This window comes from Paenibacillus sp. S-38, from assembly GCF_049942825.1.
In the GTDB taxonomy this organism is placed as follows: domain Bacteria; phylum Bacillota; class Bacilli; order Paenibacillales; family NBRC-103111; genus Paenibacillus_G.
On record NZ_CP187970.1, the window covers coordinates 2,997,372 to 3,015,614 of the forward strand.

An 18,243-nucleotide genomic window follows, 5' to 3' on the forward strand; every position below is an offset into this window, starting at 1 on the left:
GCCTTCGGCAGGAAGCGGCAATGCCCGCCGCTCAGCCCCATCGCCGCATACCGGGGGCCGTGCACCTCCGCTGACGTGACCCCAAAGAAGCCCTTCCGTGCCGCCTGCCGGAAGGGCTTCTTTGGGGTGAGCTGCCGCGGAATAAGCCGCTACCTTGCCCGTCGGATGGATAAAACGGCGGGCGCGGTCCCCGGGCCTGACGCCGCAATGCCGCCGTGCAGGCGTAGAAGGGACGTACACGGAGGAGGGGGCTGTCATCAGCGGGCTGCCCGCGGGGCGGACAAACCGCTGGCTTCAGCCGCCCTTGCCCTAAGCTGAGCGGGGCGGCTTAGGCATCGATTGTCCATGGCCGGAAAAGGAAGCCGGGTATCTACCTGCCGCAGCGGTACAGAAAGGCGTCGAGCGGAAGACGCATCTGATCTCCGGTGGCGAGCTCTTTGATCTCGACGCTGCCGGCTTCTTCCTCTTCGCCGCTCAGGACGAGCAGGTAGGCGGCCCCTGCCCGGAGGGCCGACTTCAGCGCCCCCTTCCAGCCGGCAGGCTCGAGCGGGGACGCGGCGGCCAGGCCTGCCCGGCGCAGCGCATCCAGCACAGGGAGCACCCGGGGGCAGGCGGCTTCGGAGAGGGGCACGACCCAGACGTCGGGCCCCGGGGCGGGGGACGCCGGCAGGGCTCCGGTTTCCCGTAGGAGGAGCAGCGTCCGCTCAAGTCCGATGCCGAAGCCGGCGGCGGGCAGCGGCGGTCCGCCGAGCTCCACGTACAGCGCGTTGTAGCGGCCTCCTCCGGCGACGGCCGATCCGCTGTGCTGGATTTCGAATACGGTTCCCGTGTAATAATCGAGGCCCCGCACCAACAGCGCATCGCGCACATAAGGGATGCCGAGCGACTCCAGCGCGGCGTCGACTCCGGCGGCATGGCCGCGGCAGGGCGGGCACAGCGCCTCGGACAGCCGGGGCGCCTGCTCCAGCCGGCGCCGGCAGCCGGACTGCTTGCAGTCGAGCGTGCGCAGCGGATTCAGCTCGAGCCGCCGCAGGCAGTCGGCGCAGAGCTCCCCGGGCTCCTGCTGCAGATAGGACTGCAGCCTGCGGGTATAGTCCTGCCGGCAGCCCTGGCAGCCTACGCTGCCTACGGACACGGTGAGCCCGGGCACGCCAAGCTCCTCGTAGAAGCGAAGCGCCATGGCCATCAGCTCCGCATCGGCCAGCGGGGAGGCGGAGCCGACCGCTTCCACGCCGAACTGCGTGTGCTGCCGCAGCCTTCCCTGGCCCGGACGCTCGTAGCGGAACATCGGGCCGATGTAGTAGAGCTTCATCGGCAGGGAGCCGCAGTAGAGCCGTCCCTGCAGGAAGGCCCGGGCTGCACCGGCGGTTCCTTCCGGCCGCAGGGCCAGCCGCCTGCCGCCCCGGTCGGTCAGGGTATACATTTCTTTCTCGACAATGTCCGTGGCGTCCCCTACGCTGCGGCTGTACAGCTCCTCGTATTCCAGGAGGGGCGTGCGGATTTCCTTGGCATGATACAGGCGCGCCACCTTTCTTGCAGCGTCTTCCACGCGGTGCCATAGGAAGCTCTCTTCGGGCAGCACGTCAGCCGTGCCGCGGGGGCGGATCCATTCTTTGATTTTCATTGTCTTTTCCCTCCTGGTTACAAGTTTGGTGTACAGCATCCGTGCGTTGAGCTGGGACAGGGAGAGCCGGGCAGGAGAACGCAAAAAAGCCCCATCCCAAACGGGACGAGGCTCGGCTCGCGGTACCACCCATGTTACACTGCACCCGGCCCATCCAAGGAAGGGGAGCACAGCATCTCTCGATAGGGGTCAAAACGACTAACCCCTCTTCCGCTGATAACGGTGGAAGTCTCCGGTGCCGCCTACTGGGCCGCCGCGGGTTAAGCCGCGGAGCGGTTCGGAGCACAGCTCAAGGGTGTGTTTCGGTCTCTTCCTACGTCCGGTTCGCACCAACCACCGGCTCTCTGTACGTACGGGCAAGGGACTTACTCTCCCTGTCAACGCCTGCATTGCTATAAGTGAATCCATCACACGAATGGAATGATTTGGATCATTCCTGCTCAACTTACCAAGGATTCTACAACGGGAGTCTTCCGGTTGTCAACTCCCTTGCGAGGAGGAGGGGCCGCTCTGTTTCCAGGCTCCGCTCTTAGTACCTCTGAACGGCATAGCTGATCGTCTCCGAGACGCCGAGCACATTCTCTTTCGAGTCGAGCACCTTGATCTGCACGGCAATGGAGCCGGTTGCTCCGATGAGCTCCCGCGGAACCAGCGCCTGAAGGCTGGACTCGCTCTGCCAGGTGGTCGGTACCGCTTGACCGTCGACAAATACCGTGCAGCCGAGTCCGTAACGGCCTCCATGGAGTGCCAGGGACAGAGGATCGCGATTGCCGCCGCGGTCCGTCCCTCCCGCAGAGATGCTCTCCAGGCGGGGCGGACCATAACCCAGCTCGAATTCGCCTTCACTCCGCTGCGGGGCAAGCCGCTGGGCTTCGGCAAAATGCTCGGCCTGCCTGCGGGCATACTCTTCCGCCAGGGCAGGATCGACACCATACCGGGCATAATCCTGCGCCGGCGGGAGAACCGGGAGCTTCTTGGACAGGCCGGCCAGGTAGTCCGTATAATCGCTGCCTTCGCGGCCGGCCATCTCGAGGATGTACGGGCCAAGGAAGGAGGGACTGATATGGAGCTCGTCCGCCTGCCCGCGGGGCAGGTAGTTGTTCCAGATCACGAGCGGAACATTGTGCATTTTCTCCAGGAAATCCGGGTCGTCCTCTCCCGAGATATAGCCGGTGTCGATGTAGGCATTGTACTTCTCCAGCGAAGGCAGGTGGTCACCGAAGAAGACGATGATCGTCGGCTCCTTCACCTTGCTGTAGTGGGTCACGAGCCCCTGCAGCATCCGGTCGGCCCCCGACATGCCCTGTGCAAGCGTCTCGGTCAGCCCGATCGTCTCCGCCGATACGCCCTTGCCCTTCACGTCAATCGTATTGCGCTTGAATTTTCCGGGAAAATAATGGTAATGGTTCTCCATCGTATTGGCAAAAATGAAATCGGAGCCGGGACTGCGCCCGCTCTCCTCGATAATGCGCCGGGCCACCGCCGCATCCCCCATATACGGCCCCACGAATTCGTCGGGATCGAAATATTCGAGCGGGATGTACCTGGAGAAACCGAAGTACCGGTAGACATCGGTAGACGTAAAGAACCACTGGTGAAACGGCGTGATCGAGGTCGTCTTGTAGCCTTGAGCCGACAGAATGGTGGCCAGCGAAGGCGTGGGCTGCTTGATAAACTGCTCATAGACAATGGAGTCCGGCGGGAAGAAACGGTAGGAGAGACCGGTCAGCACCTCCAGCTCCACATTGGCCGTGCCGCCTCCGAACATGGGAGAGAGCATCGTTCCGTGCGGGAAGCGCTGCTGCAGGGAATGGAAGAACGGGATGGGATCCCGGCTGAACTGAAGACCGGGCAGCTGAGTAGGATCCCAGAAAGCTTCACTCAGCACAATGATAATATTCGGCGGTTTCCGGAGCTCCTCGGGCGTGAGGGCGACCGGTTCGCTGAGATCGGGGGGAGGCCCCGGATCTTCCGGCTTGCTGTATTCGGACGCGCTGAAGGTCAGCACAAGGAGAAGGGTGGCGGCCGCTGCGGCCAACCGGGAAAAACGCGCCATGGGATCAGGTCTCCTGTATTTTGTATGCGTTTGCGCATGGGAAAAGTAACGTTATTATATCATGCTTGACAACCGAACGATACAGGGAGAAGCTATCGGCGGGACAAAAAAAGTCAGTGGAAATCAAGTAAACCAAAAGGATATGTGTTTGACAATATATGAACGGAACCATAAAATGTTTGTATATAAATAGTATATTGGGAGGACTGTCGCAATGAAGGAACACCAGCCGTCCGAGCTCCTGTGGTCCGCTTCGCAGGAAGAGCTCAAGAGAGGGTACCGCTTCGAGGCGGAAAGCGGACTATACCGCTGCCTGGCTTGCAGTGCCGAATCGGAGCAGGGCCTCATTTACCCGGCAGGCGAGGGGCGGCCGGGTCTGTTTCTTGATGCCTGCCGATGGATGAAGGAGCATGTCGCTTCGACTCATGGATCCATGATGCACTACCTGTGCGGTCTCGACAAGAAGTGGACCGGATTGTCCGATCTGCAGCGAAGCCTGCTGCTGCTGTTCCACGAGGGCCACAGCGACGGGGAGATCGTCAAGAAGCTTGGAGGGGGCAGCGCCTCGACGATCCGCAACCACCGCTTCATGCTGAGGGAGAAGGAGAAGCAGGCGAGGCTGTTCCTGGCCATGATGGAGCTGCTCAAAGAGAGCAAGGAGAGCGCTCCGAAGGCGGCCGGGACAGCGTCTCAAGCGGTCTCGCCGGACGATGAGCTGCCCGAAGGGCTGGGCAAGCTCTTCCCGCAGGGCGTACACGGCCCGCTGAAACGCTGGCCGGGCAAGGAGAGCACGCGCATCCGGATTGCCGGTCTGCTCGCCCAGCGGTTCGAGCCCGGCCGGCAGTACACGGAGAAGGAAGTGGGCGAGGTGCTCGAGCAGGCGTGGCCGGATTACGCCGTCCTGCGGCGGTATATGGTCGAGTACGGGTTCATGGAGCGAAGGGATGACGGCAGCGCCTACTGGCTTGCGGAAGAGAGAGCGGGCTCCGCTGACGAAGTTCGGGAGCACCCGGACAAGGTGAGTGCAAAGACGACCCGCGAGAAGCGCAAGGAGATGGTGCTTGCGTATGAGGAGACCGAGCGGCCTGCCGGCGTCTTCCGGGTGATTAACCGGCGTGCGGGGCGCATGCTCGTCGGCTCCTCCCGCAATCTCGGCGGGATGAAGAACCGGATCTGGTTCCAGCTGGAGAACGGCGCTTACCCGAACAAGGAGCTGCAGGAGGAGTTCCAGGCTTCGGGCGGGGACGGGATCGAGTTCGAGGTGCTGGAGGAGCTTCCGCTGCGCGGTATCCATGCCGACGAGGCGGGCAAGATGCTGGCGCAGCTCGAAGCCAAATGGATGGAGGAGCTGCAGCCATACGGTGAACGGGGGTATAATCCCGGAACGCGGGAGAACGGCGGCCGTTAGGCAGTTGTGAGGAAGGCGTCAGGGCCGTGAACTTTTCAAACCCTGCAGGGGTGCGCTATGATAGTAAAGGAGTCTGCTTCACCTGCAGGGAGGATAAAAGGTTATGGACACTTATGCATCATTATACGTCATACGCGGAGAGCCTTTCCGCTCGGGAACCTGCCTGAACCTGGCCGCGCCGGAGACGGTGGTGGGCCGCGCTTCCAATACCTATTCGCCGGATTTCGCATTCTCGAATGCGTTCATCTCGCGCAAGCATATATTGATCCGCCGGGAAGGGGATCAGGCGGTGCTGTACGACTGCGGCAGCCGCCACGGGACCGAGCTCAACGGGGAACTGATCGAGCCCGGCCGTGCGTACCCGCTGCAGTCCTTCGACATTATTAAGCTGGCCAAAGGCATGACCGTGCTGCACTTCTCGTACGTCTTCGCCGACCGGACGCTTGAGCTTGAACCGCTGAGCATAACCCAGCGGCTGGATGAGCCGCTGGGGGCCATGACGATCCACTGGGAGAAGCGCGAATGCGTCGTGAACGGCAAACGGATCGCGATGTCCGAGAAGGAGTATCTGCTGCTGCAGCTTCTCCACGAGCAGGCGAACCGCCTGGTGCCGATCTCCGAGATCAAAGAAGGCGTCTGGCCGGAGCGTTCGGCCGGGCCGGACGGGGCGCCGGATGTCACGATGGACGAGCTCAACGCGCTGGTGTACCGGATCCGCAAGAAGTACGGCAAGGACACCTTCCTGATCTCCTCGGTCCGCGGAAGCGGGTATGTGCTGGAGACGGATGCGGAAGCTCAAGCGAGATAGATCATGCTCACGGAAAGCGGGGCCATACCATGAATTATTTTGAAGTGGAAGCGGCGGGCGCACTGCACGGCGAAGTCCGCATTCCCGGTTCGAAGAACAGCTCGCTCGCCCTCCTGGCGGCCGCCTGTCTGGCTGACGGGATCGTCACGCTCGAAGGCATTCCCGAGATCGACGATGTCAAGGTCATCGGCCGCATCGCCCGGGATATCGGGCTGACGATGGAGTGGACGCCTCAGGCCGAGCTGGTTCTCGACCCAAGATACATACACAGCGCGGTGATTGATCCCGGCAAGGCCTCCAGCTTCCGGGCCTCCTATTATTTCGCCGGGGCGCTGCTCGCCAAGTTCGGACGCGTCACCGTCGGGTTTCCCGGCGGCGATGATTTCATGTCGCGTCCAATCGACCAGCACCTCAAGGCCTTCCAGGCCATGGGAGCCAAGGTGTACACCTGTGAGGAGTCGTATACCGTTGAAGCCGCATGGCTGCGCGGCGCGGACATTTACTTCGATACGATTACCTCGGGGGCTACCATCAATGCGATGCTGGCGGCGGCAAGGGCTCGCGGGACGACGAACCTGTACCACGCCGCCGTCGACCCCGAGGTGGTCGATACCGCCGCCTTCCTGAACGCGCTCGGCGCCAAGGTGTACGGGGCGGGCACGGACCGCATCCGGATCGTCGGGGTGCCGTACTTGAACGGAGGCCGGCATGCAGTCATCCCTGACCGGCTCATCGCCGGGGCCTTCCTGATGGCGGCGGGCATGACCGGCGGGGTGGTGACGGTGCGTGACGTCATCCCCGAGCATCTCGGCTCCTGCATCGCCAAGCTGGGCGAAGCCGGGCTTGAGATCGAGAGCCGGGAGAGCAGCATCACGGCTTACGGTACCGGAGCGGTCCGTGCCGTGCGGGTGCGTGCGGCGATGTACCCGGGCTTCGCTACGGATCTGCAGCAGCCGATGACGGCACTGCTGACCCAGGCGAAGGGCAAGAGCCTGGTGACGGACCATGTGTTCCCGAACCGGTTCAATCATGTGCCCCAGCTGAGGCGCTTGGGCGCCGACATCGAAGTGCGCGGGGAGACGGCGTTCATCCGCGGGGGCCGGCCGCTCTCGGGCGGGTGGGTGCATGCCACGGATGTGCGTGCCGGCACCAGCCTGATCCTGGCCGGCCTTGCCGCCGAAGGGGTAACCCGGATCACCGGAACCGAGCATATCCAGCGCGGCTATTCGGATGTGCTCGGCAGCTTCCGCGCTTTGGGAGCGAAGATTACCCTCCGGTCCGGCGGACAGCAGGAGACGGTCCTGAATTTGGATTGCTCCTGAAATCGAGGGCCGGAAGTGAACTGAATCACAGACCCTACGGACGGGAAGCAGGTACACTAGGGGTGTAACCTGCTTCTTTGGCGTTGGCCCGAAGCGGCCTCGCAAGCTTCGGGCACGGGCGTTCTGCTGCATCCGATGAAGGGAAGAAATGGGTGGATGGGAGCGGGGATGCTTGGTGAGATGCGTGCGGGGGAGTCAGGGTTTCTGGGGCTTCTCTGCGGTGTAATATACCCATACAGCCGCTGACAGAAGGATACGGAATCTCCTAGAGGTTCTAGAAATAGAACACACTATTTACTTGATAATAAGTATATGATATGTTCTATTGTAGTGAATTTGCTTCCTATGTGCCGCAATGAACCGAGAAGCTTCACCCGGTAAGATTACGGGAGCCCCATTCCGGACATAATGAGATGTGGTCCAATCCGAATTTTTCCAACAATCCCAAAAAGAGAATGGAGTGCATTTCCATGGAAAGAACATTCTTGATGGTTAAGCCAGACGGTGTTCGCAGACAGCTGGTTGGCCGGCTTGTCCAGCGCTTTGAGGAGAGAGGGTTCCAGCTTACGGCAGCCAAGCTTGTCATCTTCGGACGGGAACAGGCTGAGAGACACTACGCCGAGCACCGGGAGAAGCCGTTCTTCGGCGAGCTGGTCGATTTCATCACCTCCGGCCCCTGCTTCGCTATGATCTGGGAAGGCGACAATGTGGTGCAGCTCACGCGCAACATGATCGGAAAGACGGATCCGCTGGAAGCCGCTCCAGGAACGATCCGCGGGGATTATGCGGTACATAAAGGCTTCAACGTCATTCATGGCTCCGATTCCGTGGAGAGTGCGGAGAGGGAGATTGCGAACTTCTTCCGCCCGGAAGAGATCGTAGCTTACGACTGCCCGCTGCAGGTGTGCATTTAGAAGCGGGACACCGGTGACGAAAAGCCGTTCATACGGGTATATCATGCTTGCAGGTCGCCACTGTTCGTCCCCCGGGACGGCCAGTGGTTTTTGATTTGCTTCCCAACTGCCTGCGCAATGTAAAGCAAGCTTGATGAATAGCTGGTAGGTAAAGTAAGATTTTCGTAAAGGTTATTTTACATCGGTGAGGATCAGTCAGACGCAGGGCAGGCAGAAGGGAAGAGGACGGGTGAAAATCCGGATCAGGGACATGCGGGCCGAGAGGTCATGGACCCAGGAGCAGCTGTCGGAGCGGGTAGGCGTATCCCGTCAGACGATTATCTCCATCGAGAACGGACGCTACAATCCGTTGCTGGAGCTGGCTTTTAAGCTGGCCAAGGTTTTCAGGTGTCGCATTGAGGAGCTGTTCATCTCGGAGGAGGAGGGGCGTGAGGCCGAGGGTCCGTGAAGCCTCCGGTTGGTCAGTGCAGTAGATGAACCTTGGGAGCAAGCAGCATTATCAAGGCGGGAATTCGATCTGGGGAGAGGAGCGGTAAGGAACGATGATCGATGCGATGTGGGGATGGGCAGGACTGATCGGGGGACCGGCGATAGGGCTGCTTTTCTGCTGGGGAGCGCGAAGAGCGGCCGGCCGCCGCAGACTGCTGGATGAGAGATATCAGTACGGATGGCAGAGGGCGAGTGCGGCGGCCTGGTTTTGCACCTTGTTCACGGTGCGCGGATGAAAAAATTCCCTGTTACTTCCAATCGACCTGTGAATACTGTCCCGTGTGCCGGGAGATTTGATGTTTGCGCGGGAATTGGTTACATTGGTACTGTAACACTTCCGATTTCACCCGCGAACGGATCCGATTCGTTCGGGAAACTGGTGCAACAAAGGAGAAAAGTCGTATGAGAGATCCCCGTTTAAAAGAACTGGCGCATAATCTGGTGCGTTACTCGGTGAACCTGCAGCCGGGCGAGAACATCCTGATCGAAGCGATCGGCCTGCGCGATCAGGAATTGACCAAGTGCATCATTGAGGAGGTATACGCGGCCGGCGGCCGGCCGTTCGTCGAGTACCGAGACCCGGCGGTCACCCGTGCCCTGATGCTCGGAGGCTCGCTGGAGCTGTACCGCCAGATGGCGGAGATCGAAGTGGAGCGGATGAAGAAGATGCAGGCGTATCTTGGCATCCGCAGCGGAGACAACATCACGGAGACCTCTGATGTGCCGGAGGACAAACTCAAGCTGTATTTCAAGGAATTCCAGCGCCCGGTCACCGACCAGCGTGTCAATCATACAAAGTGGACGATCATGCGCTATCCGAACGCCTCGATGGCCCAACTGGCGAACACGAGCACGGAAGCGTTCGAGGATTTCTACTTCCGCGTCTGCAACCTGGACTACAGCAAAATGTCCGCCGCCATGGATTCGCTCGTCGAGCTCATGGAGAAGACCGACAAGGTGCGTCTCGTCGGCGAAGGCACCGATCTGAGCTTCTCGATCAAGGGCATCCCGGCGATCAAGTGCGCCGGGGAGTTCAACATTCCGGACGGCGAAGTGTTCACGGCGCCGGTCAAGGATTCGGTGAACGGGGTCATCTCGTACAACGCGCCGACGATCTACCAGGGCACCGTTTTCGAAAAGGTGGTTCTGCGCTTCGAGAACGGCCGCATCGTCGAAGCGACGGCGAATGAAACGAAGAAGCTGAACGATATCCTCGATTCGGATGAGGGCGCACGCTTCATCGGTGAGTTCGCGATCGGGGTCAACCCGCATATCCAGCATCCGATGAAGGATATCCTCTTCGATGAGAAGATCGACGGCAGCATCCATTTCACCCCGGGCAACGCTTATGAGAGTGCCGACAACGGCAACCGCTCTTCGGTGCACTGGGATATGGTGCTCATCCAGCGTCCGGAATACGGCGGCGGGGAAATCTACTTCGATGACCGCCTGATCCGCAAGGACGGACGCTTCGTCCTGCCGGAGCTCGAGAAGCTCAACCCCGAGAACCTGAAGTAGAAGGCAGCGGCCGGCGGATCGGCTGCGGTTAGAGTTTAGGGGTAACGTGGTACAGGGTAGGAAGCAAGGCAGGCCGCTCCGATGGGGGGCGGCTTTTTTGTACGCTCTAACACGGAAAATCCGTGTTCGGTGCGCGAAGGGGCGCCAGGCTGTGCTTTGCAGGCGTTTATCGCAGGCCTCCCCCAGGCTACTTCCCGCCTCCCTCTAGTGACTTGCGGTACTGCAGCGGCGAGAGACCGCAGATTGACTTGAACACGCGCCCGAAGTGGGTGGACGAATCGAAGCCGACCTCGCCGGCCACTTCGGTGATCCGCATGGAGGTGCCGGCCAGCAGCTTCCGTGCCTCGTGGACCCGCAGCCGCTGGATGTACTCGACGAGGGTGAAGCCCGTAGCTTCCTTGAAGATACGGCAGAGGTAATACGGTGAGATGTGGAACCGGTCGGCGAGTACCTGCAGCGACAGCTCCTCATGGAACGAAACGTTGATATGCTGCACGATATCCGATACCTTGCGGTGCAGCGACGTCGGGTGCTCGGAGCGTCCTCCGGCCTCGGCCGCCTGCTCCTTCTTCCGCCAGCGGTACAGCCATAGGAGCAGCTCCGCTAGGTACAGCTTCAACGCGCTGCCGGCCCCCGGCTCGTCCGGGTGACTCTGCTCGGCCAGCATGGTGGTCAGCAGAAGCTCAATGCGCTGGCGTTCCTTGGGCTCCGGCCGCACGACCGGGATCCTCCCGAACGAATCCAGCAGATCGGCCTCCATAGCCGGCAGCAGGGAGCCGAGCCACTCGGGCTTGAAGTTGATGAGGATGCGCTCATGCTCGGAGCTGTGGGCTTCGGTTGTCCGGTGAAGCACGGAGGGCTCGATCAGCACGAGATCGCCTTCGCGGACGAGATAGGAGCGGTCCTTGATAAAATAGTAGCGGCTGCCCGACTGCATATAGTAGATTTCATAGGAATCATGGGAATGGTTCGATTCCATGTTGAATGAGGCGGACCGGTGGGCCTGGTGCAGGATGAAAGCAGGCTCATCCGTAAGATGCACGGACGGGACCCGGGGCGTGTCAGTGGACGTCATCGGAAGGACTCCTTTCATCGGAGGACTGGGAATCAGTGACAAATCATGTGTGCAATATATGTTGAAAATCTAGAATTTAGACAATTTACGTGCTGAATACCTATCAATCTTGCGCTATACTCCAACTATACCTTAACCCATAGAGGAGGAGCAACACATGACAGCACAGCACAAGACGTATGCCCTGGTCGGAACCGGCGGCCGCGCGGCATTTTTCTATAAGGCCATTGTATCCGATTTCAAAGAAACCTCCCAGCTCATTGCCTTCTGCGACGTAAACCAGACCCGCATGAATTATGCGAACAAACAGATCACGGATCTCGGCGCAGAGCCGGTGCCTACGTACAAAGCCCATGAGTTCGACCGGATGATCGAGGAGACGAAGCCGGATGTGGTCATCGTCACGTCCGTCGACCGCACGCACCATACTTATATTATACGCGCAATGGAGCTCGGCTGCGATGTTATGACCGAGAAGCCGATGACAGTCGACGAAGACAAATGCCAGGAGATTCTCGACGCGGTGAAGCGGACGGGCCGCCAGCTGCGCGTAACGTTCAACTACCGGTATTCCCCGCACAACACGAAGATCCGCGAGCTGATCGAGGACGGCGTGATCGGGGACGTGCATTCGGTTCACTTCGAGTGGCTGCTGAACACGAAGCACGGCGCAGACTATTTCCGCAGATGGCACCGCGACAAGCGCAACAGCGGCGGCCTGCTCGTGCACAAGTCGACGCACCACTTCGACCTTGTGAATTTCTGGCTGAACACCCAGCCGCAGACCGTGTTCGCCCTCGGCGACCTCATGTTCTACGGCAAGGAGAACGCGGAGAAGCGCGGCGTCACCGAGTTCTACCAGCGTGCGACCGGCAGCAAGAACGCGGAGAACGACCATTTCGCGCTCCATCTCGACAAGAACGACTCGCTGAAGGGCATGTATCTCGATGCGGAGCACGAGGACGGCTACCAGCGTGACCAGAGCGTATTCGGCGAAGGCATCTCCATCGAAGACACGATGGGCGTAATGGTGCAGTACAAGAACCGCGCGATCCTGACGTACAATCTGTACGCCTATGCTCCGTGGGAAGGCTTCCGTGTAGCGTTCAACGGTACGAAGGGCCGCATCGAGATGGAAGTTGTCGAGTCCTCTTACGTGAACTCGGGCGGCGACCAGGCGCTCGAAGGCGCGGTAGTCGGCAAGAAGATCATCGTTCACCCGATCTTCGAAGCACCTTACGAGGTGCAGGTGAAGGAGGGCAAGGGCGGCCACGGCGGCGGCGACCCGGTGCTCCTGAACGACCTGTTCGGCACGCCGGAGCCGGACCGTTTTGGCCGCGCAGCCTCCCATGTAGACGGCGCGATGTCGATCCTGACCGGGATCGCAGGCAACCGTTCGCTCCGCACCGGCCAGCCGGTCCGCGTATCCGAATTGGTCCGTTTCTAGGTCATGTGGTATACTAACCTAAATTAAGTACATCGGCCCCCGGCTGCAGCCTGAAACTGCAGCCGGGGGTTCGTTTCGTAGGAAGGCGGCTTTCATCATGATCATACGTTTGCTTACGACGCTTGCCGTCACCGCCCCCGGCGGGCTGCTCTTCGCCTGGCTGCATCTGCCGCTGAGCTGGATGCTTGGGCCGCTGACGGCTGCGGTGCTGTGGCAATCGCTGACAGCGGGGAAGGCCAGGCCGCTGGTCTGGCCGGTCGCCTGCCGCAATGGCGGCCTGCTGCTGCTGGGCTATGCGATGGGGCTCGCCTTCACGGCAGACAGCGCCCGACAGATCGCGGCCCAGCTGCCGGCGATGGCGGCGGCCACGCTGCTCACGGTCGGCTTCAGCATGCTCGCCGGTTACTGGCTCGCCCGGCGGGCAGGCATCTCCCCGCAGAGCGGCATCATCGGCAGCGTGCCGGGCGGCCTGAGCCAGATGGTGCTCGTCAGCGAGGAGACGCCGGGGGCAGACGGCACGGTGGTCGCCTTCATGCAGACGATCCGGCTGCTCACCGTGATCTTCGCGGTGCCGTTCCTCGCGGTGCACGGCCTTGCCGGCCCAGCGGGCTCCGTGTCCGCCGTGCCGCTGCCGGCCCCAGGCGCGGCTGCAGCGCATCCGTTCGGCCTGACGGCTGCCGTCGTGCTCGTCCCGCTCGCAGCCCTCGGCGCCGTTCGCCTCAAGCTGCCTACGCCGTGGTTCCTCGGCCCGATGCTCGCTTCGGCGCTGCTCACCATCGCCGGCCTGGCGCCGCCCCACCTGCCGGCCCCGCTGCTGCTTGCCGCGCAGTTGAGCCTCGGGATCTACCTCGGCCTCGGCATCAAGCTCAGCGGCTTGGCCGGGTGGCGCCGGCTGCTGCCTTACTCGCTGCTCACGGGAGCGGGGCTCGTGGTGTTCTCGTTCGGGCTCTCCTGGGTCTACAGCAAGCTTCTGCCGATGAGCATGGCCACCGCCTTCCTCAGCACCTCGCCCGGCGGCATGACGGAGATGGGGGTCGTCGCCTCCGTGATCGGGGCGGACGTGTCGCTCGTCGTCGCCTTCCAGATGTTCCGCATCCTGTTCATCCTCTTCGCGGTGCCGTATCTGCTGCGCTGGGGCTTCCGCCGGGCCGCGACCCGGAAGCGGCAGGGTGCCTCAGCTCAGCCGGAGCCGCCCGCTCCGTAATCCAGCGGCAGCCGGTATGGCGGGATAGGGGCCGATGAACCGAAAGGGTCGGGGCATATGGGCAAGGACACAGATAAGCCCCGGCCATCCTTCACGGCCCGGGGCTTCTTGCTGACGGTCCCGTCAAGGCCGCGAGCTCGCAGCCTCCCGGATATACGCCTGGAACTCCCGCATCGCGTAGGAGACGTATTTACTTTTGGGCCAAATGACTTCGAGATTCCATGGAATGACCGGGTCGGTAAGCGTCAGCGTACGGACGTCCCGGTTCGTGATCTTGCTGCAGATCGCCTGCGGGATAATGGAGACACCGACCCTGGCGGCAACCATCTCGGCGAGGAGATCCCACTGGGAGCTCTCGTACACGATGGCCGGCTCGAAGCCGAGGTCCCGGCACGCCCGCATCACATGCCTCCTGACGGCAAATCCGCGGGGGAAGAGCACGAAGGGCTCATCCCGCAGCTCCTCCAGCCGGACAGAGGGCCGGGCAGCGAGCGGATGGCTCTCGTGGATCACCAGCGTGAGCTGCTGGGAGAGGAAGGGCAGGGCATCGAAGCGGTCCGGGTCCACCGGCGAGACGACGACCCCCATGTCGAGCGAGCCTTCGAGGAGCAGGCTCTCGACCTTGTTCGCCCCTTCTTCCACAAGGTCGAATTCAATATGCGGATGCTTGGCGCGGAACCCGGCCAGGATCCGGGGGAAGAACACGGAGCCGATCACAGGAGGCAGACCGATGCGGATCATGCCTTTTTTCAGCTGGACCACATCCCCGAGGGCCGTGTGCAGGCCTTCGAAGGCCTGAAGCACTGACTGGATTTGAACCACGGCGGCTTCTCCCGCATCGGTGAGCTTGACAGTCTTGCCGGAACGGTCGAAGAGGGTGACCCCGAGCTCTTCTTCCATCGCTTTGACAATCTTGCTCAAGGTGGGCTGGGTCATATGTAGCGTTTCCGCCGCTTTGGTGATATTCTGGTGCTTTGCAATCTCGAGCAGGTAGGAAAGCTGTCGGATATCCAAGTGAGGGCAACCCCGATTCATAACAATTTTTCATGCAGATCATGCTATCTCTGAATTTTACCTGTGGGGGAGCGGGATGTAAACTGAAAAGGCATAGGAAGCGCTCGTTACCGGAATTATCGGAAGTTCGTTTTGTAAGCGTTTTTAGGTGACATGAAAGCTTTCAACTTCCATGAAGAGGGGTAGTGCCTGATGATCCTACAGGTCTTGGCCATTGTGTTAGCCTTGGGACTGCTTATGTTTTTTGCCTACCGGGGGTATCCGGTCATCGTCTTCGCCCCGGTCTTCACGCTGCTGGCGGTGGTAATCTCGGGGAACGCCCTGCTGCCGAGCTACACGGAGACGTACATGAGCAATGCGGCCAATTATGTCAAAAGCTTCTTCCCTATCTTCCTCCTCGGCGCGATCTTCGGGAAGGTGATGGAGCTCAGCGGGGCGGCGTCCTCCATTGCGCAGACGATCGTAAGAGCGCTGGGCTCGCAGCGGGCGATCCTCTCGGTGGTTGCCGCCTGTGCGGTGCTGACCTACGGGGGCGTGTCGCTTTTCGTGGTCGCCTTCGCAGTGTATCCGTTCGCGGTAGCGATCTTCCGGGAGGCGGATATTCCCAAACGCCTGATCCCCGGTACGATTGCCCTCGGCGCTTTCACGTTTACGATGGATGCGCTTCCAGGTACTCCGCAGATTCAGAATATCATTCCGACGACGTATTTTGGAACGGACGCTTATGCGGCCCCGGTGCTCGGTATCATTGGGGGACTCATGGTATTGGCCGGAGGGCTGTTCTGGCTTGAGAGACGGCGCAGACAGGCAGCCGAGGCTGGAGAAGGCTACGGTACGGGCCACAAGAACGAGCCGGAAGTGCTGGAGAATCAGACGTACCCGAACATTTGGATTGCCGCGCTGCCCCTGGTGCTCGTTCTGCTGTTCAACTATCTGCTGAGCCGGGGCGCCCTGACGGTGAACAACTGGTACAGTGCGGAGCTGCTCAAGAGCTTCAACATCGCGAATGTCAAAACGGTCTCGTCTTCCTGGGCGCTCATCATCGCGCTCTGCATCGGGATTGCGGCGGCTTTGTGCATTAACGTCCGTGCGGTACAGGGCAAGCTCGCGGCAGGTCTGACCGCTGCGGCGATGGGTTCCCTGCTGGCCATCTTCAATACGGCTTCTGAGGTGGGCTTCGGCAATGTCGTGAAAACGCTCCCAGGATTCAAGCTCATCCAGAACTGGATTCTCGGTATCTCCGATAACCCGCTGATCTCCGAAGCGGTGTCTGTGAACATTCTCGCCGGTGTGACCGGATCGGCCTCGGGCGGTTTGTCGATCGCGCTGGAGGTCATGGGCAAAACGTACCTGGCGGCCGCCCAGGCGGCAGGCATCTCGCCGGAGCTGCTGCACCGGATCGCCTCGATGGCGTCAGGCGGGATGGATACGCTGCCGCATAACGGTGCGGTAATCACGCTGCTCGCTATCACGGGGCTGACGCACAGGCAGGCATACAAGGATATTTTTGCGATCACGGTGGTGAAGACGATTACGGTTTTCGTGCTGGCGATCGTGCTGTCGCTGTTCTAAAGAAGATCCAATAGACCAAGAAAAAAGGAGAGAAAAACGTTCATGACACAGCTGCTCAGGAACCGCACCGCCCTCGTCACGGGGGCGGCCAGCGGCATCGGGCTTGAGATCGCCCGCGCATTCGCGAGGGAGGGGGCCCGGGTGGTGATTACCGACATCCGTACGGAAGGGGCGCTTCAGGCGGCATCCCGCCTGCAGGAAGAAGGCTTCGAAGCGCTTGGTCTGCGGTGCGATGTGACGCAGGAAGGGGAGTATGCGGCGGCTTTGCAGGCGGCGGACGAGACGTACGGCTCACTCGATATCCTCGTGAACAACGCTGGGCTGCAGCATGTGGCCCCGCTGGAAGAGTTCCCGGTGGACAAATTCGAGTTCATGCTGAAGGTGATGCTGACAGGGGCTTTTATCGGGATCAAGCATGCGTTTCCGCTGATGAAACGGGGCGGGTACGGGCGCATTATCAACATGGCGTCGATCAACGGGGTGATCGGATTCGCAGGCAAGGCGGCTTATAACAGTGCAAAGCATGGGCTGATCGGCTTGACGAAGGTGGCCGCGCTCGAAGGCGCGTCCCACGGAATCACAGTGAACGCGCTCTGTCCGGGCTACGTCGATACGCCGCTGGTCCGCGGGCAGCTTGAGGATCTGGCGCGGACGCGGGGCGTGCCGCTGGAGAGCGTGCTCGAGGAAGTGATCTACCCGCTCGTGCCGCAGCGCAGGCTGTTGACGGTGGAGGAGATCGCGGACTACGCCGTGCTCATCGCGAGCGACAAGCTGCGGGGCGTGACGGGCGCGTCGCTGCTGATTGACGGCGGCTATACGGCTCAGTAGAGGCGGGAGTGCTTGATTCGGTTTTTGGAAGTGCTGGGATTGAGGTTTTGGAAGTGCTGGATTGAGGTTTTGGAAGTGCTGAAAAGAGGCTTGGAAATAGAGGTTGAGAGGCTGATGAGGGTTCTTCATGGGCTGAGGTAACATCCTGCACGCAGTGGGAACAGTCAGATACGGGAGGAGAGAAGAAGATGGATAAAAGAATGGCTTCCATGGAAGAGGCGGTACGGGATATTGCGGACGGCTCGCTGCTGGTCGTAGGGGGCTTCGGTCTCTGCGGCATTCCCGAGGGTCTGATCCGGGCCCTGCAGGCGCAGGGGACGAAAGAACTCACCGTGGTCAGCAACAACTGCGGGGTGGACGACGGCGGTCTCGGCCTGCTTCTGGCGGGACGGCAGATACGCAAGATGATCTCCTCCTACGTCGGGGAGAACAAGACGTTCGAGCGGCAGTACCTCAGCGGGGAGCTGGAGGTCGAGCTCGTACCGCAGGGGACACTAGCCGAGCGCATCCGCGCTGGCGGCGCGGGCATCCCGGGGTTCTATACGCCGACGGGCGTGGGAACGGTTGTGGCCGAAGGCAAAGAGCTGGGGACGTTCGACGGGCGCACGTATGTGCTGGAACGCGGCATTGTGGGCGACTTTGCTCTGGTCAAAGCCTGGAAGGCCGATACGCTCGGCAATCTGGTGTACCGGCGCACTTCGCGCAACTTTAACCCGCTGGCGGCGGCGGCCGGCCGCATTACGATCGCCGAGGCGGAGATCATCGTGGAAGCGGGCGAGCTGGACCCGGATGAGATTCATACTCCGGGAATCTACGTGCAGAGGGTCGTGAAGGGCTCGGCGGCAGGCAAGCGCATCGAGCGGCGCACTGTACGTGCGAAGGAGGGAATGGCATGAAGAGACGGCGGGAGATGGTGGATGCGCCGGGGAGCGGAGTGCAGCATGCCGTGCAGTGGACGTCGAAA

General features: G+C 61.1%; 16 protein-coding genes and 1 other annotated feature. Of the genes, 12 read left to right on the forward strand and 4 right to left on the reverse strand.

The features are described 5' to 3' along the window. Positions 1-370 precede the first annotated feature (370 nt). Positions 371-1,624, reverse strand: coding sequence for a histidine--tRNA ligase (hisS, locus tag ACP26L_RS13705; protein WP_426453252.1), 1,254 nt, complete (start codon positions 1,622-1,624; stop codon positions 371-373). Between the two features lie 98 nt (positions 1,625-1,722). After that, positions 1,723-2,014 (reverse strand) — a binding site (T-box leader). Between the two features lie 139 nt (positions 2,015-2,153). Beyond that, positions 2,154-3,680, reverse strand: coding sequence for an LTA synthase family protein (locus tag ACP26L_RS13710; RefSeq protein ID WP_426453253.1), 1,527 nt, complete (start codon positions 3,678-3,680; stop codon positions 2,154-2,156). Positions 3,681-3,894: 214 nt separating this feature from the next. Here ACP26L_RS13710 and ACP26L_RS13715 point away from each other — a divergent pair, with 214 nt between their 5' ends. The 7 genes from ACP26L_RS13715 to ACP26L_RS13745 all read left to right on the forward strand — a co-directional run bounded on the left by ACP26L_RS13715 (position 3,895) and on the right by ACP26L_RS13745 (position 10,139). Continuing rightward, a complete protein-coding gene (locus ACP26L_RS13715) occupies positions 3,895-5,088 on the forward strand; it encodes a DUF2087 domain-containing protein (RefSeq protein ID WP_426453255.1) in 1,194 nt (397 codons plus the stop codon). Positions 5,089-5,191: 103 nt separating this feature from the next. Continuing rightward, positions 5,192-5,896 (forward strand): FHA domain-containing protein, encoded by a 705-nt coding sequence (locus ACP26L_RS13720; protein ID WP_426453257.1) that lies wholly within the window; start codon positions 5,192-5,194, stop codon positions 5,894-5,896. Positions 5,897-5,925: 29 nt separating this feature from the next. After that, complete coding sequence (murA, locus tag ACP26L_RS13725; protein ID WP_426453259.1) at positions 5,926-7,218, forward strand: UDP-N-acetylglucosamine 1-carboxyvinyltransferase; 1,293 nt, start codon at positions 5,926-5,928, stop codon at positions 7,216-7,218. Positions 7,219-7,688: 470 nt separating this feature from the next. Further along, entirely contained in the window at positions 7,689-8,132 is a 444-nt protein-coding gene (ndk, locus tag ACP26L_RS13730) for a nucleoside-diphosphate kinase (protein WP_426453261.1), read from the forward strand. 229 nt (positions 8,133-8,361) lie between these two features. After that, positions 8,362-8,580 carry a helix-turn-helix transcriptional regulator gene (locus ACP26L_RS13735; protein ID WP_426454932.1) on the forward strand — a complete coding sequence of 73 codons (219 nt, stop codon included), beginning with the start codon at positions 8,362-8,364 and terminating at the stop codon, positions 8,578-8,580. A gap of 94 nt (positions 8,581-8,674) precedes the next feature. After that, complete coding sequence (locus ACP26L_RS13740; RefSeq protein ID WP_426453263.1) at positions 8,675-8,857, forward strand: hypothetical protein; 183 nt, start codon at positions 8,675-8,677, stop codon at positions 8,855-8,857. Positions 8,858-9,023: 166 nt separating this feature from the next. After that, on the forward strand, positions 9,024-10,139 hold the full coding sequence (locus ACP26L_RS13745) for an aminopeptidase (protein WP_426453265.1): 1,116 nt from the start codon (positions 9,024-9,026) through the stop codon (positions 10,137-10,139). Between the two features lie 187 nt (positions 10,140-10,326). Here the strand turns inward: ACP26L_RS13745 and ACP26L_RS13750 are convergent, their stop codons facing one another. Beyond that, positions 10,327-11,214, reverse strand: a complete 888-nt coding sequence (locus ACP26L_RS13750; protein ID WP_426453266.1) for a helix-turn-helix domain-containing protein — start codon at positions 11,212-11,214, stop codon at positions 10,327-10,329. 157 nt (positions 11,215-11,371) lie between these two features. Between ACP26L_RS13750 and ACP26L_RS13755 the strand changes: the two genes are divergently transcribed. Further along, positions 11,372-12,661, forward strand: a complete 1,290-nt coding sequence (locus ACP26L_RS13755) for a Gfo/Idh/MocA family protein (protein ID WP_426453267.1) — start codon at positions 11,372-11,374, stop codon at positions 12,659-12,661. A gap of 97 nt (positions 12,662-12,758) precedes the next feature. Then, entirely contained in the window at positions 12,759-13,865 is a 1,107-nt protein-coding gene (locus ACP26L_RS13760) for an AbrB family transcriptional regulator (RefSeq protein WP_426453269.1), read from the forward strand. 123 nt (positions 13,866-13,988) lie between these two features. Here ACP26L_RS13760 and ACP26L_RS13765 read toward each other — a convergent pair whose 3' ends face one another. Then, positions 13,989-14,879: a LysR family transcriptional regulator gene (locus ACP26L_RS13765; RefSeq protein ID WP_426453271.1), complete on the reverse strand. Its 891-nt coding sequence runs from the start codon at positions 14,877-14,879 to the stop codon at positions 13,989-13,991. A gap of 192 nt (positions 14,880-15,071) precedes the next feature. Here ACP26L_RS13765 and ACP26L_RS13770 point away from each other — a divergent pair, with 192 nt between their 5' ends. The 3 genes from ACP26L_RS13770 (at position 15,072) to ACP26L_RS13780 (ending at position 18,175) form a co-directional block, all read left to right on the forward strand. Beyond that, positions 15,072-16,451, forward strand: coding sequence for a GntP family permease (locus tag ACP26L_RS13770; RefSeq protein WP_426453273.1), 1,380 nt, complete (start codon positions 15,072-15,074; stop codon positions 16,449-16,451). Positions 16,452-16,502: 51 nt separating this feature from the next. Continuing rightward, positions 16,503-17,279, forward strand: a complete 777-nt coding sequence (locus ACP26L_RS13775) for a 3-hydroxybutyrate dehydrogenase (RefSeq protein ID WP_426454934.1) — start codon at positions 16,503-16,505, stop codon at positions 17,277-17,279. 188 nt (positions 17,280-17,467) lie between these two features. Beyond that, the gene (locus tag ACP26L_RS13780; RefSeq protein ID WP_426453274.1) at positions 17,468-18,175 is read left to right on the forward strand and encodes a CoA transferase subunit A; all 708 of its coding nucleotides are present in this window, start codon (positions 17,468-17,470) and stop codon (positions 18,173-18,175) included. Positions 18,176-18,243 lie beyond the last annotated feature (68 nt).